Consider the following 24158-nt stretch of genomic DNA (forward strand, 5'->3'; position numbering starts at 1 on the left):
CTTTTTGCGCCGGTCACGTACCAAAGAGTACGCTCCCTCTGCAAAAATGCCGGTTTTCCTTGCCATCACCCACGCTGCGCCCCGCCGGGGTTGTGCGGGGTATGGCGTGATGAAGAGTTAAAGAAGAACTTGAAGTCGGTGCGGCCCACTGACACCACGGAGAAAGGCCATGCAGGCTCCACGCGATTTCTGGCATTTCGAGAAGGACATTTCCGGCTGCGGCGTGTTCGGCGTCATCGACCGGGCGCGGCGGCTCATACCGGGGTCGGAGCCCATTGCGGCCATGTGCACCATGCACGACCGGGGCAACGGCCTGGGCGGCGGCTTCGCTGCCTACGGCATCTACCCGGACCGGGCGGACTGGTACGCCTTCCACCTGATGTGTGACGACCGCGACGCGCTGGAACGGGCGGAAGGCGTCATCAAGCAGTTTCACGACATCCGCCATTCCGAGCCCATCCCCACCCGCAAGGTGGCCAGCGTGAAGAACCCGCCCGTGGTCTGGCGCTTCTTTGTCACGCCCAAGGCCAACCGGCCCGCCTGGGCCACCGGCGACGAGGCCGACTACATGGTGGGCACGGTGATGCACATCAACACCAAGGTGCCCGGCGTGTTCGTGTTTTCCAGCGGCAAGGACATGGGGGCCTTCAAGGGCGTGGGCTTTCCCGAGGACATCGCCGACTTCTTCCGGCTGGACGAATACCACGCCCACATGTGGACAGGGCACAACCGTTTTCCCACCAACACCCCCGGCTGGTGGGGCGGGGCGCACCCGTTCACCCTGCTGGACTGGGCCATTGTGCATAACGGCGAAATCTCGTCCTACGGCATCAACAAGCGCTACCTGTGCCAGCACGGCTACGAGTGCACCCTGATGACCGACACCGAGGTGGTGGCCTACCTGATCGACCTTTTGATCCGCAAGCACGGCCTGACCAAGCGCGAGGCCAGCTGGGTGTTCGCGCCGCCGTTCTGGGACGAGGTGGACCGCATGCCCGAGGCGGAGCGCGAGGCCTTCAAGGCGTTGCGCATGGTCTACGGTTCGGCCCTGCTCAACGGCCCGTTCGCCATCCTGGTGACCGATTCCCACGGGATGATGGGCCTCAACGACCGGGTCAAGCTGCGCCCGCTGGTGGTGGCCGAAAAGGGCGACCGGGTGTTCATGTCCAGCGAGGAAAGCTCCATCCGCGAGGTCTGCCGTGACCTTGACCGGGTCTGGGCGCCCAAGGCGGGCCAGCCCGTGATCGTAGACTATCTGCCGCAGGGGGATGCAGCATGAACGCCGACGTGATGTGCGACGAAAAGGGCTTCTGCGTGCAGCGCGAGGGCGAGCGGTGCGTCATCGACGCCACCGGGGTCTACTACCGTCAGCTCAATGAACACATCCGCGCCGCGCTGGAGCACGGCGTGACCGACATCGAGGTGGTGCAGGTGCGCGGGCAACGCTACATCGCCACCGCCGTGGAGGGCGACGTGCGCTTCACCGTGCGCGGGGTGCCGGGGCAGGACCTGGGCGCGTTCATGCGCGGGCCCACCATCCATGTGCACGGCAACGCGCAGGACGGCGTGGGCAACACCATGGACGGCGGGCGCATCGTCATCCACGGCATGGCGGGCGACGTGCTGGGCTACGCCATGCGCGACGGGCGCATTCTGGTGCGGGGCGACGTGGGCTACCGCGTGGGCATCCATATGAAGGCCTACATGGACCGCGTGCCGGTCATCGTGGTGGGGGGCAAGGCGGGCGATTTTCTGGGCGAATACATGGCGGGCGGGGCCATCATCCTGCTGGGCATGCATTCCGGCATGGCCGATGCGCCCATCACCGGGCGCAATCTGGGCACCGGCATGCACGGCGGGGTCATCTACCTGCGCGGCCGGGTGCCGGAATACCAGCTTGGGCCGGGCCTTTCCATGGAGCCGGTGGACGACGGGGACATGGAGTTCCTGCGCGGGCATGTGGCGGACTTTGCCGCCGAGTTCGCGGGCGAGTTCGGGGCCGTGGGCGATGAACCAGCCGATGCCGCGACGCTGACCGATGCCATCCTGTCCGAGCCGTTCGTGAAGATACGCCCCTTCTCGCACCGACCCTATGGCAACATGTACGTGGGGACGAACTAGCCGCCACGTCGGCAATAGCACGGGATATCGAACGGAACGGAATGCAACGGGGCCCCGGCGCGTCAACGCGCCGGGGCCTTTCGCCGTTGCGGCGCGTTGTTTGGGGCGCGCCGGGGGTTGCGCGGCATGGCCGGAGTGCGCATAGTCAGGCATTGGTCCGCATTTCCTCGTTTCCGGCGTCGCCCCATGCGCCGCGCCTTCACCCCGACGGGAGCGTTTCATGCCGCACAATATCGACCTCATCCTCACCCTGGCGGGCGGACTTACCGCCGCGCTGGCCCTTGGTTTCATCACCCAGAAGCTGCGCCTGTCGCCCATCGTGGGCTACCTGCTGGCGGGCATGGTGGTGGGGCCGTATTCTCCCGGTTTCGTGGCCGACGCGGACACGGCCACCCAGTTCGCGGAACTGGGCGTCATCCTGCTGATGTTCGGGGTGGGGCTGCATTTTCATCTCAAGGATCTCATGGCCGTGCGTTCCGTGGCCGTGCCGGGGGCCATCGTGCAGATCGCCGCCGCCACGGTGCTGGGCATGCTGGCCACGCATTTCTTCGGCTGGTCGTGGACGGCGGGGGCCGTGTTCGGCATGGCCATTTCCGTTGCCAGCACCGTGGTGCTCACCCGCGTGCTGTCCGACAACCGGGCCATGCACACTCCCGTGGGCCATGTGGCCATCGGCTGGCTGGTGGTGGAAGACCTGTTCACCATCCTGGTGCTGGTGCTGCTGCCCGCGCTGTTCCCGCCCGCTGCCGCTCCCGGTGCGGGGGGCGCGTCGGTGTGGGCTACACTGGGCATGACCACCCTCAAGCTGGGCGCGCTGGTGGTGTTTACGCTGGTGGCCGGGCAGCGGCTGATCCCGCTGTTGCTTGCCTATGTGGCCCGCACCGGCACGCGAGACCTGTTCACCTTGGCCGTGCTGGTGCTGGCCCTTGGCATTGCCGTGGGTGCGGCGGAGTTCTTCGGAGCGTCCATGGCGCTGGGGGCGTTTCTGGCGGGGATGGTCGTCGGGCAGTCCGACTTCAGCGCCCGCGCTGCGGCCGAGGCGCTGCCCATGCGCGACGCCTTCGCGGTGCTGTTCTTCGTGTCCGTGGGCATGCTGTTCGACCCCGCCTCGCTGGCCACCGGCTGGCCGCTGATGCTGGTCACCCTGGGCATCGTGCTGGTGGGCAAGCCGCTGGCCGCGCTGCTGGTGGTGCTGGTGCTGGGGCGCCCCCTGCGCAAGGCCGTCTCCGTGGCTGTGGCGTTGGCCCAGATCGGCGAATTCTCGTTCATTCTCGCCTCCATGGGCACCGCGCTGGGGGTATTGCCACCGGAGGCGGGCAACGCCCTGGTGGTGGCGGCGGTGGTGTCCATCACCATCAACCCCTTGCTGTACAAGGGTATTGATCCGATGATGAAGGCGCTGGCCCGGCGGGGCATCGGCGTGGCCCGCGCCGGGGGCGACGGTGACACGCCCGTTCCACCGCCCGGCGACAACGCCCACCGCGTGGTGCTGATCGGATACGGTCCCGTGGGCCGGGCCATTGCCCGCATCCTGCGCGACAACGACATGGACGTGGTGGTGGTGGAGATGAACATCGACACCGTGCGCGAACTGCGCGAACTGCGCGAACAGGCCGCGCGCGAGGCGGCGGAAGGCGAGGGCGGCGACGCCGACGGCACGGCCCATGCCCCGCATGACTCGCATGACGGGCATGGCCTTGCGGCCGTGCACGGCGACGCCACCCAGGCCGAAATATTGCGTCACGCCGGGCTCGAACAGGCCGAGGCGCTGATCATCTCCACGGCTACCGCGCCCGCGCGCGAGATCATCGAGGTGGCACGGGGGGTGAACCCCAGGGCGCGCATCCTCATCCACACCACCTACCTGCGCGAGGCCGAGGCCCTGCGCGCGGGCGGGGCGGAAGTGGTCTTTTCCGGCGAGGGCGCGGTGGCGCTGTCCCTGTCCACCTTCCTGTTGCGTGAACTGGGCGCCACCGACGAACAGGTGGACGCCGAGCGCCGCCGCATCCGTGAGGAATGGTGTTGAATTCGCCGCGTGCCTGTGCCTTGGTGCGTTGAACGGTGGGAACCAGCGGCAACGGGATGTGGCGCGCCCCGCCTGCCCGTAAACGGGCCGGCCCCCCGCACCGCAGGGCCGTTGCTTTCGCGTCGGGACGCGGGGGAAAGCGTCTGGTCGCACTCGGCCGCACCCCGCCATGCCCGGCCGAAGGCCCGCGCCGCTTGGCGCGCGCGGTTCCCCGGCCAGAAAAGCGTTGAAAAAAAAGGCCACGGCAGGTAGGTATGTCACGTTTTGCGACCATAACGCCCTCGCCTGCGGGGGCGTAACCTTCAAGGAGGCATCATGCTCTGGACCAACGTGGCGTACGCCATGGGCGCTGGGCAGCCGGCCGGCGGCGGGGCCAACCCCATCGCGTCTTTCGTGCCGCTGATTCTCATGTTCGCCATTTTCTACTTTCTCCTGATCCGTCCCCAGCAGAAGAAGGCCAAGGAACACAAGGCCATGCTGGAAGCCATCAAGAAGGGCGACAACGTGGTCACCGCTGGCGGCCTGTACGCCCGCGTGTTCGAGGTGCAGGACGACGTGCTGGTGCTCGACCTTGGCGAAACCAAGGTCCGCGTGGGTCGTTCCTTCGTCAGCGCGGTCATCGACCCCAAGGCGAAGAAGGACGACAAGAAGCCCGCCAAGGGCGCGGACAAGAAGGAAGACGGGAAGGACGGGCAGAAGTAGCCCCGTTTCCACCGGCATGGGCAAGCACGCGCGCCGCCAAGGCGGATTGCGCCTGCTTGCCTTTTTGCCGTGAATGCGGCCGCGCGCCGCACCCGCGTGACATACCGCAACTCCAGGAGTCGCAATGAAAGAGGGTTTCCGCTGGAGACTCGCCGTGGTGCTGGCCGTGCTGCTGTTCGCCGCGGCCTACGTGCTGCCGAGCCTGCCGGGCGTCAAGTCGTCGCCGCTGGGGCGGTTTCTGCCCGACAGCACCATCAGCCTCGGGCTCGACCTCATGGGCGGCATCCACCTGACGCTCGGCGTCGACGTGGACAAGGCCGTGGAAAACTCGCTGGCTCAGATGGGCCAGGACATCCGCACCATGGCGCGCGAGAAGGACGCCTTCGTGCTGCGCCCCCGCGTGCTGCCCGGCGACCGCATCGAGTTCGTGCTGGCCAAGGCAGAGCGGCGCGAGGTGCTGGGCGAACTGCTGGCCAGGCAGTTCCCGCAGCTCAGCGTTGCCGCGCCGCAGACCACCGATGACGGACAGTTGCGCTACGTGGCCACCATGAAGCCGGAATATCGCAAGACCATCAGCGATATGGCGCTGGAGCAGGCGGTCAAGACCATCCGCAACCGCATCGACCAGTTCGGCGTGGCCGAACCGGACATCCGCAAGCAGCAGGACAACCGCATCCAGATCCAGCTGCCCGGCCTGCACGACACCCAGCGCGCCATCCAGATCATCGGCCAGACGGCCCACCTGGAATTCCACATCGTGCGCGACGACGTGGACGCGGAAAAGGCCGCGCGCGGCATCGTGCCGCCCGGCACCGAGGTGCGGCCCATGGTCCGCCGCGGCGCCGACGGCAGCCAGTCCGAACTGCCCCTGGTGGTGGACAAGGAAGCCGTGCTCACCGGCGAATACGTGGCCGACGCGCGCCCCGGCTTCGACAATTTCAACCAGGCCTATGTGATGCTGACCTTCAACAGCCGCGGCGCGGCCATGTTCGAGCGCATCACCCAGGAAAACGTGCGCAAGCGCCTGGCCATCGTGCTGGACGGCAAGGTGTACTCCGCGCCGGTCATCCAGGAAAAGATCGGCGGCGGCCGCGCCAGCATCACCGGCAAGTTCTCCACGGCAGAGGCGCAGGACCTGGCCATCGTGCTGCGTGCGGGTTCCTTGCCCGCGCCGGTGAGCATTCTCGAAGAGCGTACCGTGGGTCCCTCGCTGGGCCAGGAATCCATCGACAAGGGCATCATGGCCGCCGTTGTCGGCGGCGCGGCGGTGATGCTGTTCATGGTGGTGTACTACGGCGTGTCGGGCCTTATCGCCGACGTCATGCTGTGCGTCACCGTGCTGCTCATCCTTGCGGGCATGGCCGCCTTCGGGGCCACCCTGACCCTGCCGGGCCTTGCGGGCATCGTGCTGACCCTGGGCATGGCCGTGGACGCCAACGTGCTGATCTACGAACGCATCCGCGAGGAACTGCGCAAGGGGCACACGGTGCTTTCCGCCATCCATGAAGGCTTCGACCGCGCCACGCTGGCCATCACCGACTCGAACCTGACCACCATCATCGCGGCGGCCATCCTGTACCAGTTCGGCACCGGCCCGGTGCGGGGCTTTGCCGTCACGCTGTCGCTGGGCATCATCGCGTCCATGTTCACCGCCATCTTCGTCTCGCGCGTGGTCTTCCAGGCCTGGAAGGGCGGTTCGGGCGACAAACGCCTCAGCATATAGCGGAGGAGAACCACAATGGGTTTCTCGTTCATCCGGCATGACACCAATGTCGACTTCGTGGGCATGCGCCACAAGGCGTACGTGCTTTCCATCGTGCTCATCCTCGTGGGCCTGCTGTCCATCGTCTTCAAGGGCGGGCTGACCTACGGCATCGACTTCGCGGGCGGGGCCATCGTGCAGGTGAAGTTCGACCGCCCCGTGGCCGACGACACCCTGAAGAAGAGCCTGGAAGGCGCCAACCTGCCTGGCCTTGCCGTGCAGCGTTTCGGCGAGGGCGAAACCGAATACCTCATCCGCATCTCGAACTCCGACGAATCGACCGATGTCATCCGCACGGCGGTCACCGCGGCGTTGAAGGCCAACATCAAGGACGCCAGCTTCGAGGTGCAGCGTCTGGAGATGGTCGGCCCCAAGGTGGGCGCGGATCTCAAGAGCAAGGCGGTGGAGGCGCTGTACTACGCGGTGCTGCTTATCGCCATCTACATCTCCGGCCGGTTCGAGCGCCGCTGGATGGCGTCTGCCGTCATGGCGGGCACCCTTGCGGGCGGCATGTACCTGCTGGGGATCATCGGAGTGCCCCGGTTGTGGCTGGTGCCGTTCTCGCTGGTGCTCACCATGGTGCTGTGCTGGAAGCTGCGGCTCAACTTCGCCCTGGGGGCCATCGTGGCGCTGGTGCACGACGTGCTCATCACCCTGGGCGTGCTCTCCCTGCTGGACAAGGAAGTGGACCTGAACATCGTGGCGGCCATCCTGACCCTGGTGGGCTACTCGCTTAACGACACCATCATCGTCTACGACCGCATCCGCGAAACGCTGCGCACCCACCGCAAGGAATGGACGTATGCGCGCATCATCAACGCCAGCATCAACCAGACGCTCAGCCGCACCATCCTGACGGGCGGCACCACGCTGGTGGTCATTCTGGCGCTGTTCGTGCTGGGCGGCGGGGTCATCCACGACTTCGCGCTGACCATGCTGGTGGGCGTGTTCGTGGGCATCCTGTCCTCCATCTTCGTGGCGAGCCCGGTGCTGCTGCACTTCGGCATGCCCGAGGAAGAAAAGGAACCCGCGCCCCGCGTGGGCCAGGAAGGGGCCGTGTAGGCAGCCTTTTCAGGTTCGCATCAGAAATGGACGGGCGGCGCGCAGGTGCCGCCCGTTTTTCATGTTATCATCCCAAATCGCCGTTCGATGCGGCATGGGGGAACGAAATCGCGCCAGGCTGCCGCCCAAGGCATGATGGCGGTTGCTTTTTTTCGTGTTCAGGCGTTATCCTACGGGTACTTGCAATCGTTTTTGTCCCGTGGAGGCGACATGAAGGCAATCGTTGCGGGTGGGGCGCTGGCCGCCCTGCTGGTCGGGGCGGCCCTGGGGGCCATGACGGTCCCGGCAGTTCCGGCCCTGGCGGCGGACGGCGCGGCGCTGTACGCGCAGTGCGCGGGTTGCCACGGCGATGACGGCGGCAAGGCAGCCCTTGGGGCAGCGCGCCCCGTGAAGGGGCAAACTGCCGAAGCCCTGTACGGCAAACTGAAAGGCTATGCCGAGGGCAGCTACGGCGGATCGAAAAAGGCCGTCATGGCGGGGGTCGCCAAGAAGCTTTCGGACGAGGACATGCGGGCCTTGGCCGCGCACATGGCCTCCTTTTAGAGCCGACCGCCGCACAGGGCACGCCTGCGGGGCCTGCCCGTCGAACGGTCTGGTAAAACAGGCATCATCAAGAACAGGAGAACTCGCATGAAACGCATTCTTGTGATCATGAGCATCTGTGCCGCCCTTGCCTTCGGCATTTCCGCTGCAGTGGCCGCCGACGGCGCCGCCCTGTACAAGTCCTGCGTTGGCTGTCACGGGGCCGACGGCTCCAAGGTGGCCATGGGCGTAGGCCAGCCCGTGAAGGGCCAGAAGGCCGACGAACTGTTCAAGAAGCTGAAGGGCTACGCAGACGGCAGCTATGGCGGCGAGAAGAAGGCCGTCATGACCAACCTCGTCAAGCGCTATTCCGACGAGGAAATGAAGGCCATGGCCGATTACATGTCCAAGCTGTAGGAGCCTGACGATGCGCGTCCGCCATCATGACCTGACGAGTGTTGGCGTGCGCGCGCTTGCCGCCACGGCCTTGTTGCTTGGTTTGATCGCATCGTGCGCCACGGGGGCGTGGGCGACGGCTCCGTCCGTCGGCCATGCCCCCGTTCTCGTGGCTGCCGTCGATGCCTCCCCGGCCTCCCCGACCACGCCGGGCGATGCCGGGCATGGCGGACATAACGGACATGCCGGGCAGGGTAGCGCCACCATGCCCGACGATCCTGCGGAGCACACTGGGCATGCGGGGTCCGCGGGCCACGCCCCGGCCACTGCAGCACCCGCCCAGGATGCCCATGTCGGCCACGGCGTGGCCGACGCCGCACAGCCCCCGGCGGAGCACGTGCACCCGGTGCCCCCGCCCACCACAGGCAAACTCGGCCAGCCAACGCCCGCGGGTCAGTCCGGCCAGCCGCCTCAAGGAGCCCAGCCTTCTTTGGCGGGGGTGGACGAGCGCCTCGGCGAGATCATCCCCGAAGGCGTCCTGCTGCGCGACGAGATGGGCAACCCCATCGACCCGCGCAGCCTGATGGACGTGCCGGTGATCATCGCACCCATCTATTATTCCTGCCCCACCGTGTGCAACATGCTGCAAAGCTCGCTGGCGCGGGTGTTGCCGCAGATTTCTCTGCAACCGGGCAAGGACTATCGCGTGCTGTCCGTGAGTTTTGACGAGACGGACACCCCCCAACTGGCCGCGCGCAAGAAGCAGAACTATTTCGCGGCGATGAATTTTTCCTATCCGGAAGACGGCTGGCGCTTCCTGTCCGGCGACCTTGCGTCCATCAACAGGTTCATGGACGCCATCGGCTTCCGGTTCACCCGGCAGGGGCGCGACTTCATCCACCCCGTGGTGCTGGTGGTCACCGCGCCGGGGGGCAAGGTGGTGCGCTACCTGTACGGCCAGAACTTCATGCCCTTCGACCTGACCATGGCCGTCACGGAAGCCTCGCACGGCACCATCGGCCTGTCGGTGAAGCGCGTGCTGTCGTACTGCTTCACCTACGACCCGGAAGGGCGGCGCTACGTGTTCGACTTCATGCGCATCGCCGGGCTGATCATCCTGTTCGGCGCGGCGGTGCTGCTGTTCGTGCTGGTGCGGGGCGGCCCGCGCAAGAAGGAACGCAAGGAACCGGAAGGCACGCCCACGTCTGGCACGCCCACGGAAGGCACGCCCCCTTCCGGCGCATCTTCATCCGATCTGCCTCCGTCAGATTCGCCAAAGCCGGGGCCTCCCCAGGGCTAGGCCGCCAATTCGGCCTGCTGCGTCCGACGGTTCGGTTCCGTTGTCAGTTCTTATTCCCGGTTCACTGCCCGTACCAGCTACAGGAGATCATCGCATGAGCGCAGACGCGCACGACCACCCGAACTTCTTCCAGCCGCTGCCCGGCACGAAGGGAGGGATTGCCTCGTGGATCTTCAGCACCGATCACAAGCGCATCGGCATGCTGTACCTGTACTGCATCGTCGCCATGTTCCTGGTGGGGCTGACGCTGGGCTTCCTGATCCGGCTGGAACTCATCGCGCCGGGTCGCACCATCATGGGGCCGCAGACCTACAACGCGCTGTTCACCCTGCACGGGGTGGTGATGATCTTCCTGGTGGTCATCCCCAGCATTCCCGCCGCGTTCGGCAACATCTTCCTGCCCATCCAGATCGGGGCGGAGGACGTGTCCTTTCCCCGGCTGAACATCTTTTCATGGTGGCTGTACATCATCGGCGCGTTGCTGGCCGTTGTCTCGCTGGTCACCGGCAAGGGTGCGCCCGACACCGGCTGGACCTTTTACGTGCCTTTCAGCGCGGTGACCACCACCAACGTGGACGTGGCGGTCATCGCCGTGTTCATCCTGGGCTTTTCGTCGATTCTCACGGGGCTCAACTTCATTACCACCCTGCATCGGCTGCGCGCCCCCGGCATGACCTGGACGCGCCTGCCGCTGTTCTGCTGGTCGCTGTACGCCACGGGCTGGATTCAGGTGCTGGCCACGCCGGTGCTCGGCATCACCGTGCTGCTCATCTTTGCCGAGCGGGTGCTGGGCGTGGGGCTGTTCGACCCCTCGCGCGGGGGCGACCCCATCCTGTACCAGCACCTGTTCTGGATCTATTCGCACCCGGCGGTGTACATCATGATCCTGCCCGCCATGGGCGTGATTTCCGAAATCCTGCCGGTGTTCGCGCGCAAGCCCATCTTCGGCTACAAGATGATTGCCTTTTCCAGCCTTGCCATCGCGTTTGCCGGGTCGCTGGTGTGGGCGCACCACATGTTCGTCAGCGGCATGAGCGACACTGCGGTGATGGTCTTCTCGTTCCTGACCTTCGTGGTGGCCATTCCCTCGGCCATCAAGGTCTTCAACTGGGTTTCCACGCTGTACAAGGGGTCCATCCGGGTGGAACCGCCCCTGTGGTACGCGCTGGCGTTCATCTTTCTGTTTTCCATCGGCGGCCTGACGGGCCTTGTGCTGGGCGCGGCGGGCACTGACGTGCATGTGCACGACACCTATTTCGTGGTGGCGCACTTCCACTACGTGATTTTCGGGGGGCTCGGCTTTGGGCTGTTCGGGGCCATGCACTACTGGTTCCCCAAGGTCTATGGACGCATGTACGACAAGCGCATCGCCAACTGGTCGTGTCTGATCGCCTTCGTGGGCTTCAACATCCTGTATTTTCCCATGTTCATCATCGGGTTGCAGGGCATGCCGCGCCGCTACTACGACTACCTGCCCAAGTACGCAGATGGGCACTTCATCTCCACCATGGGGTCGTGGGTGCTGGCGGCCGGGCTGCTGCTGATGTTCTGGAACCTGTGGCGGGGCATTCGCCACGGCAAGCCCGTGGGCCGCAACCCGTGGGGCGCGGCCACGCTGGAATGGATGGTGCCTTCCCCACCGCCGCACCACAACTTCGACGTCGAGCCCGTGGTCACGCACGGCCCCTACGACTACACGGGGGTGAAGCCCGATGCATGAGCACCGCGACTACGAAGGGGCCAAGATAGGCATGTGGCTCTTCCTGTTCACGGAAGTGCTGCTGTTCGGCGGGCTGTTCCTGCTCTATGCCGTGTACCTGCACCGCTACCCGGCGGAATTCCATGCCGCGGGCAAGGACTTGAGCCGTATCTTCGGCACGGCCAACACCATCGTGCTCATTACCAGTTCGCTGTTCATGGCGCTGGCCATCAGCGCGCTGCAACGCGGCAAGGTGCTGCTTTCGCAGCGGCTTGTGCTGCTTACGGTGGCCCTGGCCGGGGTGTTCCTGGTGAACAAGTTCTTCGAGTGGAGCGCCAAGATAAGCCACGGCATCTATCCAGACAGCCCCGCGCTGCTCAAGCTGCCGCCCGGCGAGATGGTGTTCTTCAACCTGTACTACCTGATGACCGGGCTGCACGGCATCCACGTGATCATCGGCGGTGCCGTGCTGCTGTATGGCTGGCACCTGATGCGCGTGGGCCGGGTGACTCCGGAGCACTTCGTGTTCCTGGAAAACGGCGGGCTGTACTGGCACCTGGTGGACCTGGTGTGGATCTACCTGTTTCCGCTCTTCTATCTTGTGGTCTAGGGGGCCAGCATGACCGGACACGACACAGAGCACCACGCCGTCCCGGCGCGCACCAACATGCTGGTGTGGGCGGCCCTGATGATGCTGACCGCCATCACCGTGGGCGTTACCGCCTACGACTTCGGTTTCCTGAACGTGGTGGTGGCGCTGAGCGTGGCCACAACCAAGGCGGGGCTGGTCATCCTGTGGTTCATGCACCTGCGCTACGAGGGCAGGGTCATACGGCTGATGGTGTTCACGGCCTTCGTCATCCTTGCCATCGCCATCGGGTTCACCTTCTTCGACGTGGCCTACAGGTAGGTTGCCATGTATCCGCAATCATTGACGCCCGTGCAGCAGGTGGACCTTGCGTTCGCCATCATCTTCGGGTTTTCGGTATTCGTGCTGCTGGCCATCACCGCAGCCATGCTGTGGTTCGTGTGGCGCTACCACGAATCGCGCCACCCCGTTGCCGCGCAGTTCTCCGGCAACGTTCCCGCCGAGATCGCCTGGACGGTGATTCCCTCCATCATCGTCATGGGCCTGTTCTACTACGGGTGGGAGGGCTACAAGGCCCTGCGCACCGTGCCAGAGGGCGCCATGGAGGTTAAGGTGACCGCCCGCATGTGGTCGTGGGTGTTCGAATACCCCGGCGGCAAGCGGAACAGCGTGCTGGTGGCGCCCGTGGACACCCCGGTGAAGCTGCGCATGACCAGCGTGGATGTGCTGCACAGCCTGTTCGTGCCCGCCTTCCGCATCAAGATGGACACCGTGCCCGGCATGGAAACCTATGCCTGGTTCAAGGCCGACCGCCCCGGAGAGTATGACCTGCTGTGCGCCGAATACTGCGGGCTGAAGCACGCCAACATGATCACCACGGTGAAGGTGGTGGACAAGCCTGCCTTCGATGTCTGGCTGGCCAGCACCGAGGCCCCCGGCGGCAAGGGCAGGGCGCTGATGGAAACGTACGGCTGCATCTCGTGCCATTCGCTGGACGGAACGCCAGGCGTCGGTCCCACCTTCAGGGACCTGTACGGGGCCGAACGCGAGGTGGCCCTGCCCGACGGCACGAAACGCAAGGTGTTCGCCGACGAAGGGTATCTGCGCCGCGCCTTCACCGACCCCAACGGCGAACTGGTAGTGGGCTACGACCCCATCATGCCGTCCACCGAGGGCATGGTGCCGCAAGAAGACATGGAACAGATGCTGGCCTGGCTGATGCACGGCAATGAGGTGGGGCGCGAGGAGGGCAGGCGGCTGATGGAGGCCGAAGGCTGCATCTCGTGCCATTCCACCGACGGTTCGATCATTGCCGGGCCCAGCCTGAAGGGGCTGTGGAACGCCCCCTCCACCGTGCTGCGCGACGGCAAGGAACAACAGGTCACCGCCGATGATGCGTACCTGCGCGCCAAGATCGCCAATGCTCAGTCGCTGGGCACGGTGAAGGGCTACGACCCCATGATGCCGCCGTATGAGCACCTGACGCCGGATCAACTCGGGGCCATGGTGGAGTACATCAAGTCCCTCGGTGAGCACGCACATTGATGCACAAGGTTCGCATGCCCAGTCTGCACGACCTGCGCCTGTTGCTGCGCCTGAACGTGACGTTGATGGTGGGCGCGGCCACAGCCTTCGGCTTTCTGCTGGCCGTGCCGCTGCCCTTTGCCGCGCGGGGGGGGACGCCGGTTGCGCTGGTCTGCGTGGTGGCCGGGGCCATGCTGCTCGCGGCGGCGTGTTCCGCGTGGAATCAGGCCCAGGAGCGCGACATCGACGCCTTGCTGCCCCGCACGGCGGGGCGGCCGTTGCCCGCCGGGCGCATGACGCCAGGCACGGCCGTGGGACTGGGGGCGTTGCTGTTCGCGGGGGCGTTGGGTTGCCTGTTCACGGCCGGGGCGTTCGCACCGCCCGTGGACCAGCCCCCGGCCTTCGGCAGCTTGCCCGCCGAGGCGTATCCGTTGTCCGGTCTGCGCCTTGCCCTGGTGGGCGCGGCCATCGCCGTTGTTTACAACGGCGCGTACACCCCCCTGAAACGGGTGACGGCCTTTGCCCTGCTGCCGGGGGCGCTGGTGGGGGCCATGCCGCCCCTGCTGGGCTGGATGGCGGCGGGCGGAGACCCGGCCGACCCCGTGGCCATCCTGCTGTACGGCGTGTACGTGTTGTGGCAGGTGCCCCATTTCTGGCTGCGGGCACAGCGTGAAAGCATCCACTACGCCCGCGCCGGGCTGCCCGTGCCGCCCGCCCAGTATGCGGCCGAACGCTACGGCAGGCTGCTGCGGGTGTGGTATCACGCCTACGCCGTGGCCGTGCTGATGCTGCCGGTTTTCCCGCTGCTGCACGACCCGCTGACCCGCGCCGGGGTGGTGGGGCTTGGCGTGGCGCTGCTGGCGGCGGCCGCCCTGCCGCGCCGCGCCAAGAGGGGCGGAACGCCCGATGGTCATGGGCTGGCCCTGCGCGTCGCGGACGCCGCCATGCCCGCGCTCATGCTGCTGTTGCTGCTGGACCGGGTGCTGCCTTTATTTTAAGTTCAGATACCACCTCTTTCCTCCACATCCGCATCGGGAGCCGCACATGGTCTGGATTCATCCCGTCCTGCAGTTCGTCGCCACGCTCATCGGCCTGTACGCCATGTATCTGGGCTGGGTCCGTTTCCAGGCCGCCCACATGGGGCGCAAGATGGTCTTTCCGTGGAAGCCGCACGTGAAGTGGGGCACCGTGGCCCTGGGCGTATGGGCGGCGGGGGCGTTGCTGGGGCTGGCAGTGGCCCGGCTGGCGTGGTCCAGCGTGTTCATCACCGGCGCGCACGCGTGGGTGGGCCTGCTGATGGTGCCCCTGTGCGCCGTGGGCTACCTGACCGGACAGCGCATGGACGTGGTGAAGAAGCGCCGCAAGCTGCTGCCGCTGCTGCACGGAGCGAACAACCTGCTGCTGGTGGTGCTGGCCCTGTGGCAGTTGTGGACGGGCATCGTGGTGGTGCGCGTTTATCTGCTGTAGCCAGGATTGTGCTGAATCTTTGCGCCCGGCGCGGCAGTGGCGACCACTGCCGCGCCGGGCATTTTTTGTCTTTGGGCAGCCTTGGCGGGGCGCGGGGGAGGGGACGCACGGGGCTGGGCGGATCATTCCGCCGCCATCCCTCCCGCGTGGCTGGGGCTGATGCCGAAATAGCGGCGAAATTCCCGGCTGAACTGCGAAACGCTTTCATAACCCACCATGCGGGCCGCCTCGCTGGCGCGCACACCATCCTCGCGCAGCAGGCTGCGCGCCTTGTTCAGGCGCACCCGTTTCAGGTACTGGATGGGCGAGAACGAGGTAACGTCCTTGAAGGCCCGGTGGAACGTGGACGGGCTCATGTTCACGAACCCGGCCAACTGGTCCACGTTGAACGGCTCAGAAAAGTTGCCGTGGATCTGCTTCAGGGCCTTTTCGATGCGCGACATGTTGGTGTTCTTGGTGACAAGGGCATGCAGCGCAGCCGCGTTCTCGCCGCACAGCACCCGAAACAACAGTTCGCGCACCAGCCCCGGCCCCAGCACCTGGCTTTCCAGCGGGCAGGTCAGCGCCCACAGCAGGCGCAGCACCGTGTTCTTGAAGGCCGCGTCGGCCCTGGCCAGAAACAGCCCCTGATGGGTGCAGCCTTGCGTCAGCGACCGGTAGTCGATACGGTCTTCTATCTGATCTATGAGTTGGTTGAGCAGCCCCAGGTCAATGTCCACCACCAGGGACAGCAGTGGTTCTTCCGGCGTGGCCACGGCCTCGCATTCGGCGGCAATGGGCACGCTGAGGGCCAGGTAGTGGTCCTCGTCATATTGGTAGACCCGCCCGCCGAAGTGCACCAGCTTGGCCCCCTGGCCGAGAATGATCAGCCCCTGCTTGTACAGCAGCGGCGTGCGCTGGATGGAGCCGGAGGTTCTGTACAGCCCCACGCCGGACAGGCCGGTTTCCGTCTTGCCCTCGCCGACGGCAAGCCTGTTCATGAGTTCCGCGATTTCGTGCATCCGTCCTCCATTCCGAAGCGGGGCTGGGGTGCCCGCTGTTTGAAGCGGTGGTAACAGTTCTGACGCGTTTCTGCCACCGCTGGCAGGATCAGGCAAGATATCGGCAGGAATGTGCCTTCTCTTCCGGGCACGGGATGGGTATTCACCGGAGCATTGAACATTCCCCGCGCCGGTCCGAACCAACGGGACGAACCCCGGCCCGGGCGGATGGCGCAACGGCGGCCCCGCACGCAACGGAAAGGCCGCCGACCGCGAAACCGTGAACGGGCGCACCGCGCCCGGCCCCGAAGGAGCGAGACGTGCTGTACAGAACCATGCCCAAGAACGGTGACACGCTGTCCGCGCTGGGCTTCGGCTGCATGCGCCTGCCCATGCTGGACGGCAAGGTGGACGAGGCCCGCGCCATCGCACAGATCCGCAGCGCCATCGACGGCGGCGTCAACTACGTGGACACGGCGTGGCCGTATCACCACGGCGAGAGCGAGATCGTGCTGGGCAAGGCCCTGCGCGGCGGCTACCGCGAGAAGGTGAAGGTTGCCACCAAGCTGCCCTCGTGGCTGGTGCAGGACCGCGCCGACATGGACCGCTACCTGGATGCGCAACTGGAGCGCCTTGGGGTTGCGTGCATCGACTACTACCTGGTGCACGCGTTGGACGGCCCCCTGTGGGACACCGTGCACGGCCTGGGCGTGCTGGAATTTCTGGATTGTGCCAAGGCCGACGGGCGCATCGCCAACGCCGGGTTCTCGTTCCACGGGCTGGCGGAAGACTTCAGGCGCATCATCGACGCCTATCCCTGGGTGTTCTGCCAGATTCAGTACAACTACCTGGACGAGACCTACCAGGCGGGCACCGATGGGCTGCGTTACGCCGCGGGCAAGGACATCGGCGTGATCATCATGGAGCCGTTGCGCGGCGGCAATCTGGGACTGATCACCGCGCCCCCCGCCGTGCAGGCCATCTGGGACGAGTCGCCCGTGCGGCGCACCCCGGTGGAATGGGCGCTGCGCTGGATATGGAACCACCCGGAAGTGACCGTGGTGCTGTCCGGCATGAACGAAGAGGCGCACATCGCCGAGAACCTGGCCATCGCCGGGTCGGCCCGGGCTGGCTCCATGACCCCGCAGGAACTGGAACTGGTGACCCGCGCCAGCGACAAGTACCGCGAACTGATGAAGGTGCGCTGCACCGGTTGCGGCTACTGCATGCCGTGCCCCATGGGCGTTTCCATTCCCATGTGCTTCGAGACCTACAACAAGATGCACATGTTCGGTAACATCGAGGAAGGCAAGTTCCTGTACGCCCTGCGCATGAGCGGCGAGATCGGCGGCGAGGGTCCCGGCTACGCCTCGCAGTGCGTGGCCTGCGGTCAGTGCATGGAAAACTGTCCGCAGCACATCGCCATTCCGGATGTGCTGGCCGAACTGGCGGCCGAACTGGAAGGGCCGGACTTTGCCCAACTGCAGGAGGCGGGGCGGCAGTTCTTGCGCCGCACGGCGTAGGTTGCCGGACAGGGCGGACAGAATTGGATAGAATGAGCCGGGCAGGCCGGGGCGGCCCATCCACCTCGGCCCCCGGGTACACTTCTGCTGGACGTGGGACAGGCTTCAGACCCGATTTTGATGCGCAACACGTGTCGCACCGCCCGTTCCGTGCGGGCAGCGACGGCCAACGCCGACCGGAGGGATACCCGGCGTGAAGATACTGTTCTACGATTGCTTCGCGGGCATCAGCGGCGACATGCACCTTGCCGCGCTGCTTTCCCTTGGCGTGGAGCCCGACTACCTGCGGGCCGAACTTTCAAAGCTGGGGCTGGACAACGAGTTCGAGTTGCGGGTGACGCCCGACATGCGCAAGGGCATTGCGGGCCTGCGGGTGGACGTTGTGCTGCCGCACGAGGGGCAAAATTGCGGGCAGGGCGATGGGCACGGGCACGATCATGACCATCCGCATGGGCACGGTCGGCATGCGGACAATGACCGCGGGCACGGGCATCATCACGCGCACCACGAACATGGTGCCCATCATCACGGGCGCCACCATGGAGAGCACCGCGACCACCATCATGCCCATGCTGATGGGCATGGCCTCCATCACCCCCCGCACCGCAACCTGCCGGACATAGAGGCCATCATCACCGCCAGCACGCTGCCCGAGCCCGTGCAGCGCACCAGCCTGGCCATCTTCCGCAGGCTGGCCGAGGCAGAGGCCAGGGTGCACGGCAAGCCGGTGCACGAGGTGCACTTTCACGAGGTGGGCGCCACCGATTCCATCGTGGACATCGTGGGCGCGGCCATCTGCTACCACAGCCTGGGCGTGGACGCGGCCTGGGCATCTCCCGTGGAACTGGGCGGCGGGTTCGTGCGTTGCGCCCACGGGCTGATGCCCGTGCCCGCCCCGGCCACGGCGGAACTGCTGTCGGGCATACCCACCACGCGTGGTGCCACCCCGCACGAAACCACCACCCCCACTGGCGCGGCCATCCTGGCCACGCTGGTGCGCCGGTTCACCGCCGCGCCGCGCATGGCCGTGCAGCGCACCGGCTACGGCATCGGCCACCGCGACACGGAATTGCCCAACCTGCTGCGAGTGCATCTGGCCGAAGTGGACGAGACGCATGCGGGCACGGCGGCAGATGCCGCAATGCCGCATCCCGCAGGGCTGCCCACGGAGTCCGCGCGCCTGCTGCAATGCAACATCGACGACATGACCGCCGAGCAACTGGCCGTGGCCATGGAACTGCTGATGGAAGAGGGGGCCATGGACGTGCACTTCACCCCCATCACGATGAAGAAGGGGCGGCCAGCCACCTGCGTTTCGCTGCTCTGCGCCCGGGGCGAGCAGGAGCGCTTCGCGCGGCTGCTGTTCCGGCACACCACCACGCTGGGCATCAAGAGCGTGCCCATTGACAAGCTGGTGCTGGAAACGCGCTTCGAGCGGCTGGAAACCCCGCTGGGGCCGGTGACCATGAAGCTGGCCCTGCTGGACGGCGAGGTGCTGCGCGCCAAGCCGGAACTGGAAGACTGCAAGGCGCTGGCGCGCCAACACGGTATTCCCCTTGCCGATGTGTATCTGGCCGTGGGCAAAGCGCGTAACTAGGGGCTGTACCTTCAGAACAGCTTTCAAGGCATACCGGCAGCGCCCGTGTGGCGCGCCGCAACGACGGACGACGACATGGACAGGACAGACGCCCTGCGCGACCTGCTGGAAGGCATCCGCACGGGCACCATCGACGTGGACAAGGGCATGTCGCAACTGCGCGACCTACCGTACCTTGAAATGGGCCACACCCGCTTCGACATGCACCGCAAGCTGCGCAACGGCTTTCCCGAGGTGGTCTACGGCGCGGGCAAGACGCCCGAGCAGGTGGCGGACATCTTCACCCGGCTGCGCGGCATCAGCCACGTGCTGGCCACCCGCGTCTCGCCGGAAATGGCGGAGCACGTGCTGGCCGCCTGCCCTGGTGCCACCTACAACCCCCTTGGCCGCACCCTGACCATGCTGCACGGCGAACTGGCCTTCAAGCCGGGCGAGATCGGCATCATCACCGCAGGCACCTCGGACCTGCCCGTGGCCGAGGAGGCCCGCGTGACCTGCGAAATGCTGGGCAGCAAGGCGTGGGTCATTTCCGACGTGGGCGTCGCGGGCGTGCACCGGCTGTTCGACCGGCTGGACGAGTTGCGCAAGGCCCGCGTGCTCATCGTGGTGGCGGGCATGGAAGGCGCGCTCACCAGCGTGGTGGGCGGCCTCGTCTCGCAGCCGCTCATCGCCGTGCCCACCTCGGTGGGGTACGGGGCCAACTTCGCCGGGTTGTCCGCGCTGCTCGGCATGCTCACCTCGTGCGCCAGCGGCGTCACCGTGGTCAACATCGACAACGGGTTCGGCGCGGCCTGCGCGGCGTGCCGCATCAACAATCTGTTTGCGGAGTAGGTGTGGAGGGGAGCGTTTTTTTGCGCCTCCGGCGGGCAGGGGGATTCTCCCCCTGCACCCCTTTAACAACAAAAACCGCCCAATTGGGCGGTTTTTCTGTTTTGTGGATAAGAGCAGCCTCTGATCCTCCGATATCTCGCAATATCATTTTCGGGGGTGCAGGGGGCGTTCGCCCCTTGCCCGCCGGAGGCTGACAAAAAACTTCCCCTCTAATCCACCCGGTAATGACACCCCAGACTCTGCTTGTTGCGCAGCGCGGCCATGGTCACCATGTACGAGGTCTGGCAGCCGTGGAACAGGTCCACGAGCGGCTTGGAAAGCGGGGTGCGCTTGTAGAAGTCGTGCAGGTGGCGCGACAGGTCGCGCAGGTCTTCGAAGGCGCGTTGCAGACGGCTGCGGGTGCGGGTGATGCCCACGTAGTTCCACATGGTGTGGCGGATGGTGGCCCAGTCCTGCGCGATGAGGGCCGGGTCGTCGTTGCGTTCGTCGCCGGAGGATTGCCAGTCGGGGATGGAGTCGCGCAGGCGCTTGCCAAGGCCGCGTCGTGCCCCGGCGCGGCTGGCGATGTCTTCCGCCGCCGCGCGGCCCCACAGCAGCGCTTCGAGCAGCGAGGTGGAGGCCAGGCGGTTGGCCCCGTGCACGCCGGTGCAGCTGCATTCACCCACGCTGTACAGCCGTTCCAGGGTGGTGCGGCCAGCGAGGTCGGTAAGAATGCCGCCGCAGAAGTAGTGCGCGGCGGGCACCACGGGGATCAGGTCGCGCCGGATGTCGATGCCCAGTTCCAGGCACCGCGCGAAGATGGTGGGGAAGCGTTCCGAGGGGTCCTGCTCCATGTGGCGGGCGTCCAGGTACACGCATTCCTCGCCGTTGCGCAGCATTTCCTCCACGATGGACCGGGCCACGATGTCGCGCGGGGCCAGGTCGCCACGGGGGTCGTAGCGTTCCATGAAGTGCTCGCCGCTGCCGTTCACCAGCCGCCCGCCTTCGCCGCGCATGGCCTCGGTGACCAGGAACCGGCGCGAGCTGCGGTGCAGCAAGGCGGTGGGATGGAACTGCACGTATTCCAGGTTCTCGGTGCGCACGAAGGCGCGGCTGGCCATGGCCACGCCCGAGCCGATGCAGGCCGGGCTGTTGGTGGTGTGCAGGTACACCTGCCCGATGCCGCCGGTTGCCAGCACGGTGACGTCGGCGAGGATGGTTTCCACCCGGCGCAACTGCTCGTTGAAGACGTAGGCCCCCACGCACTGGTTGTTGAGTTGGTAGCGGAACTCGTTGTTGCGCGCGTGGTGGTGGCTGGTCAGCAGGTCGACGGCGGTGCGCTCGGACAGCACGCGGATGTTGGGCGCGGCGTTCACCGCCGCCATCAGGCCGTCCATGATGGCCCGGCCGGTGTAGTCGGCGCAGTGCAGGATGCGGTGCGCGCCGTGGCCGCCTTCCATGGTCAGGTCCCATTCGCATTCGGGGGTGCGCCCCTTGGCGAACGGAATGTGCAGCCGGTCCACAAGAATGTCCTGCACGGCCTTGGGACCGCTGCGGGCGATGTGGCGCACCGCGCGCAGGTGGTTGTGGCGGTGCCCGGCGATGAGGATGTCGGTTTCAAGCTGGCGGGGGTCGCCGTCGCCCGCGCGGAACACGATGCCGCCCTGGGCCAGGGCGGAATTGCCGCTGTCCAGGTGCTGGCCGCTGTTGATGAGCGTGACGTCGATGCCCTGGTCGGCCAGGGTGAGCGCGGTGGTGCACCCGGCGATGCCCGAACCGATGACCAGGACCGGGGTGTGCAGGCGGTAGGTGGAATTGTTCATGGCGCGTCCCTTGCGAAGTGGCGGGCGTGGGGGGATGTGGTGCGCTGCCCGTGCGCCGGGCCTTCCGGTTGGCAGGGGCATTCCCGGTGGCGGAAGGGGCGGCTGGCGCGGGCGGAGAAAAGCCGTCTCCTGATTGGGCAAGCCGGGCGCAGGATGCTGGTCGGCCCGCGCGATGCCCCGTGTCGGCGGGCGTCGCGCGGGCCGTCCGTCAATCTCTACGCCTGCTCAGGCGCAGGCGTCCAGCATGCGTTGCAGGGCGGCCTTGGCGGGTTCGTGCAGGTCCATGGGCACCGTGACCGGGGTTTCCGTGCCCGCCGCCACGCCTTCCAGGGTGCGCAGCAGCTTGGGCTCGGTCACGCGGGCCATGTGCGAACAGGCGCTTTCCAGCAGAGGCAGCACGGTCAGCCGCCCGGCATGCTGGCGGGCCAGCCGCTGCACGAGGTTGATTTCCGTGCCCACGATGACGGTGGAGCCGTCCGGGGCCTCGTCGGCAAAGCGGATGATGGTGGTGGTGGACCCGGCGGCGTCGGCGGCGTTGACCACCTCTGGCGAACATTCCGGGTGCACCACGATGCGGCAGCCGGGGTGCGCGGCGCGGGCCGTTTCCATCTGGCGCAGGTTGAACCGCGCGTGGATGGCGCAGCAGCCGGGCCAGATCAGCAGTTCCGCCCGGCGGGCCTCGTCGGTCAGCACGTCTGTACCGAAGCTGGCGGCCCGCACGTCAAGCATGTGCCGCTTGTCGTCGGGAATGCCCAGCAGGTTCGCGGTGTTGCGGGCCAGGTTCTTGTCCGGCATGAACAGCACGGCGTCGCCCTGTTTCCGGGTCCATTCCAGCATGGTGCGCGCGTTGGCGGAGGTACACACCGCGCCGCCGTGCCGCCCCACCACGGCCTTTACCGCCAGCGAGGTGTTCACGTAGGCCAGCGGCACAACCTTGCGGCCGTCGGCCTGAAGGGCGCGCAGCACCGCGTCCACCCGTTCGGCCGGGGCCATCTGGGCCATGACGCAGTTGGCGGAATGTTCGGGCAGGTACACCTTCTGGCCGGGGCGCGCCAGCAGGGCGGCCGATTCGGCCATGAAGTACACCCCGCAGAACACGATGCTGGCGGCGTCCGTCGTGGCCACGCGGCGGGCCAGTTCCAGCGAGTCGCCGCGCAGGTCGGTGTGCCGGATGACCGATTCGTGCTGGTAATGGTGCCCCATGATGGTCAGGTTGGGGCCGAGCGCGGCGCGCAGCGCGGCGATGCGCTCTTTCTGGGAGGGCTGTGCGGTCATGTCATGCCTTGCGTATGCGCATGCTGAAGTCCGCCACCGGGGCGGAGTGGGTGAGCCTGCCCACGGAGACGAAATCCGGCCCGTGGGGGGATGCCTCTGCCAACTGGCGCAGCGTTTCCAGGGTGACGCCGCCGCTGGCCTCGGTTTCGATGCCGGGGGGCACAAGGGTAAGCGATTCGCGCAGGAGCGCAAGGTCCATGTTGTCCAGCATGATGCGGTCCACCTTGCTGGCCACGGCCTCGCGCACCTCGTCGGGGGTGCGGCATTCCACCTCTATGGGCGGGCAGGGCGCGTAGGCGGCGCGCAGCGCCGCCACGGCGGCGGTGATGGACCCGGCCGCGTCGATGTGGTTGTCCTTCAGCATCAGCATTTCGGCCAGGGTGCGGCGGTGGTTTTGTCCGCCGCCCACAAGCACCGCGTACTTTTCGGGAAAGCGCAGCCCCGGCAGGGTCTTGCGCGTATCCAGCAGGCGGGTGGCCGTGCCCTCCAGTTCGCGCGCGTAGCGGCGCGTAAGGTTGGCGATTCCGGACAGGTGGCAGATGAAGTTCAGGATGACCCGTTCCGCCTTCAGCACCAGCCGTGCCGGGCCTTCGATGTCGGCGGCGATGAAGCCGGGCGGCAGTTCGTCGCCGTCGGCGGTGTGGGGGGTCCACGTCCAGCCGCCCACCACCGGGCTTTCCAGCAGGGCGGCACAGCGCTCCATGACCAGCGGGGCAATGGGCAGCCCGGCCACCAGGGTCTGCTGCTTGGCCACGATGACCGCCGCCAGCCGGTCCACGGGGCCGAACACGGCGTCGCTGGTCAGGTCGGGGCCGTCCTCGGTCAGGGCCAGGTCGATGGCGGCCAGCAGGTGTTCGCGGGCCTGCCCGGTAAAGAAGGCGTCGAAATCCGGTACGGTATGCGATGACATGGATTGTGCCGTCACTGGCTAGATGGTACACGCAGGGTGCCCCGCGCAGCGCCTGCGCGTGGCGCTGGCA

At 66.6% G+C, this 24158-nt stretch carries 22 protein-coding genes; 18 read left to right on the forward strand and 4 right to left on the reverse strand.

The genetic code is table 11. The features are described from left to right. Positions 1-169 precede the first annotated feature (169 nt). The 15 genes from RVX_RS07295 (at position 170) to RVX_RS07365 (ending at position 15170) form a co-directional block, all read left to right on the forward strand. Positions 170-1279 (forward strand): class II glutamine amidotransferase, encoded by a 1110-nt coding sequence (locus RVX_RS07295; protein ID WP_116305342.1) that lies wholly within the window; start codon positions 170-172, stop codon positions 1277-1279. Beyond that, positions 1276-2121, forward strand: a complete 846-nt coding sequence (locus RVX_RS07300) for a hypothetical protein (RefSeq protein ID WP_230404462.1) — start codon at positions 1276-1278, stop codon at positions 2119-2121. The genes RVX_RS07295 and RVX_RS07300 overlap by 4 nt, the downstream gene beginning before the upstream one ends. Before the next feature lie 220 nt (positions 2122-2341). Beyond that, positions 2342-4147 (forward strand): cation:proton antiporter, encoded by a 1806-nt coding sequence (locus RVX_RS07305; protein WP_116305343.1) that lies wholly within the window; start codon positions 2342-2344, stop codon positions 4145-4147. A gap of 315 nt (positions 4148-4462) precedes the next feature. Next, complete coding sequence (gene yajC, locus RVX_RS07310; RefSeq protein WP_007522133.1) at positions 4463-4849, forward strand: preprotein translocase subunit YajC; 387 nt, start codon at positions 4463-4465, stop codon at positions 4847-4849. 124 nt (positions 4850-4973) lie between these two features. Next, positions 4974-6572, forward strand: a complete 1599-nt coding sequence (gene secD, locus RVX_RS07315; RefSeq protein WP_116305344.1) for a protein translocase subunit SecD — start codon at positions 4974-4976, stop codon at positions 6570-6572. A 15-nt stretch (positions 6573-6587) separates the two neighbouring features. Continuing rightward, entirely contained in the window at positions 6588-7673 is a 1086-nt protein-coding gene (gene secF / locus RVX_RS07320; protein WP_116305345.1) for a protein translocase subunit SecF, read from the forward strand. 273 nt (positions 7674-7946) lie between these two features. Then, complete coding sequence (locus tag RVX_RS07325; RefSeq protein ID WP_371682104.1) at positions 7947-8216, forward strand: c-type cytochrome; 270 nt, start codon at positions 7947-7949, stop codon at positions 8214-8216. Positions 8217-8303: 87 nt separating this feature from the next. Next, positions 8304-8612 carry a c-type cytochrome gene (locus RVX_RS07330; protein WP_116305347.1) on the forward strand — a complete coding sequence of 103 codons (309 nt, stop codon included), beginning with the start codon at positions 8304-8306 and terminating at the stop codon, positions 8610-8612. Positions 8613-8856: 244 nt separating this feature from the next. Further along, positions 8857-9891 (forward strand): SCO family protein, encoded by a 1035-nt coding sequence (locus tag RVX_RS07335; RefSeq protein ID WP_420192427.1) that lies wholly within the window; start codon positions 8857-8859, stop codon positions 9889-9891. Between the two features lie 94 nt (positions 9892-9985). Then, on the forward strand, positions 9986-11611 hold the full coding sequence (gene ctaD, locus RVX_RS07340; RefSeq protein WP_116305348.1) for a cytochrome c oxidase subunit I: 1626 nt from the start codon (positions 9986-9988) through the stop codon (positions 11609-11611). Next, positions 11604-12200: a cytochrome c oxidase subunit 3 family protein gene (locus RVX_RS07345; protein WP_116305349.1), complete on the forward strand. Its 597-nt coding sequence runs from the start codon at positions 11604-11606 to the stop codon at positions 12198-12200. Before ctaD ends, RVX_RS07345 begins: the two co-directional genes overlap by 8 nt. A 9-nt stretch (positions 12201-12209) precedes the next feature. After that, the gene (locus RVX_RS07350) at positions 12210-12500 is read left to right on the forward strand and encodes a cytochrome C oxidase subunit IV family protein (protein WP_116305350.1); all 291 of its coding nucleotides are present in this window, start codon (positions 12210-12212) and stop codon (positions 12498-12500) included. 6 nt (positions 12501-12506) lie between these two features. Continuing rightward, positions 12507-13724 (forward strand): cytochrome c oxidase subunit II, encoded by a 1218-nt coding sequence (coxB, locus tag RVX_RS07355; RefSeq protein ID WP_116305351.1) that lies wholly within the window; start codon positions 12507-12509, stop codon positions 13722-13724. A 14-nt stretch (positions 13725-13738) separates the two neighbouring features. Beyond that, on the forward strand, positions 13739-14701 hold the full coding sequence (locus RVX_RS07360) for a UbiA family prenyltransferase (RefSeq protein ID WP_230404465.1): 963 nt from the start codon (positions 13739-13741) through the stop codon (positions 14699-14701). A 46-nt stretch (positions 14702-14747) separates the two neighbouring features. Then, the gene (locus RVX_RS07365; RefSeq protein ID WP_116305353.1) at positions 14748-15170 is read left to right on the forward strand and encodes a DUF4079 family protein; all 423 of its coding nucleotides are present in this window, start codon (positions 14748-14750) and stop codon (positions 15168-15170) included. A gap of 122 nt (positions 15171-15292) precedes the next feature. Here the strand turns inward: RVX_RS07365 and RVX_RS07370 are convergent, their stop codons facing one another. Next, on the reverse strand, positions 15293-16171 hold the full coding sequence (locus tag RVX_RS07370) for an AraC family transcriptional regulator (protein WP_116305354.1): 879 nt from the start codon (positions 16169-16171) through the stop codon (positions 15293-15295). A 299-nt stretch (positions 16172-16470) separates the two neighbouring features. Between RVX_RS07370 and RVX_RS07375 the strand changes: the two genes are divergently transcribed. From RVX_RS07375 to larB, 3 genes are all read left to right on the forward strand, one after another. Then, entirely contained in the window at positions 16471-17673 is a 1203-nt protein-coding gene (locus tag RVX_RS07375; protein WP_116305355.1) for an aldo/keto reductase, read from the forward strand. A gap of 193 nt (positions 17674-17866) precedes the next feature. Continuing rightward, on the forward strand, positions 17867-19270 hold the full coding sequence (gene larC, locus RVX_RS07380) for a nickel pincer cofactor biosynthesis protein LarC (RefSeq protein ID WP_116305356.1): 1404 nt from the start codon (positions 17867-17869) through the stop codon (positions 19268-19270). Positions 19271-19345: 75 nt separating this feature from the next. Further along, on the forward strand, positions 19346-20101 hold the full coding sequence (gene larB / locus RVX_RS07385; protein ID WP_116305357.1) for a nickel pincer cofactor biosynthesis protein LarB: 756 nt from the start codon (positions 19346-19348) through the stop codon (positions 20099-20101). Positions 20102-20310: 209 nt separating this feature from the next. On the opposite strand, the gene nadB is transcribed toward larB, so the two are convergent. The 3 genes from nadB to nadC all read right to left on the reverse strand — a co-directional run bounded on the left by nadB (position 20311) and on the right by nadC (position 24088). After that, positions 20311-21903, reverse strand: coding sequence for an L-aspartate oxidase (gene nadB / locus RVX_RS07390; protein WP_116305358.1), 1593 nt, complete (start codon positions 21901-21903; stop codon positions 20311-20313). A gap of 225 nt (positions 21904-22128) precedes the next feature. Continuing rightward, a complete protein-coding gene (gene nadA, locus RVX_RS07395; protein ID WP_116305359.1) occupies positions 22129-23178 on the reverse strand; it encodes a quinolinate synthase NadA in 1050 nt (349 codons plus the stop codon). A gap of 1 nt (position 23179) precedes the next feature. Then, entirely contained in the window at positions 23180-24088 is a 909-nt protein-coding gene (gene nadC / locus RVX_RS07400; protein WP_116305360.1) for a carboxylating nicotinate-nucleotide diphosphorylase, read from the reverse strand. Positions 24089-24158: the final 70 nt, after the last annotated feature.

It is taken from the genome of Nitratidesulfovibrio sp. HK-II, assembly GCF_003402415.2.
In the GTDB taxonomy this organism is placed as follows: Bacteria; Desulfobacterota; Desulfovibrionia; order Desulfovibrionales; family Desulfovibrionaceae; genus Cupidesulfovibrio.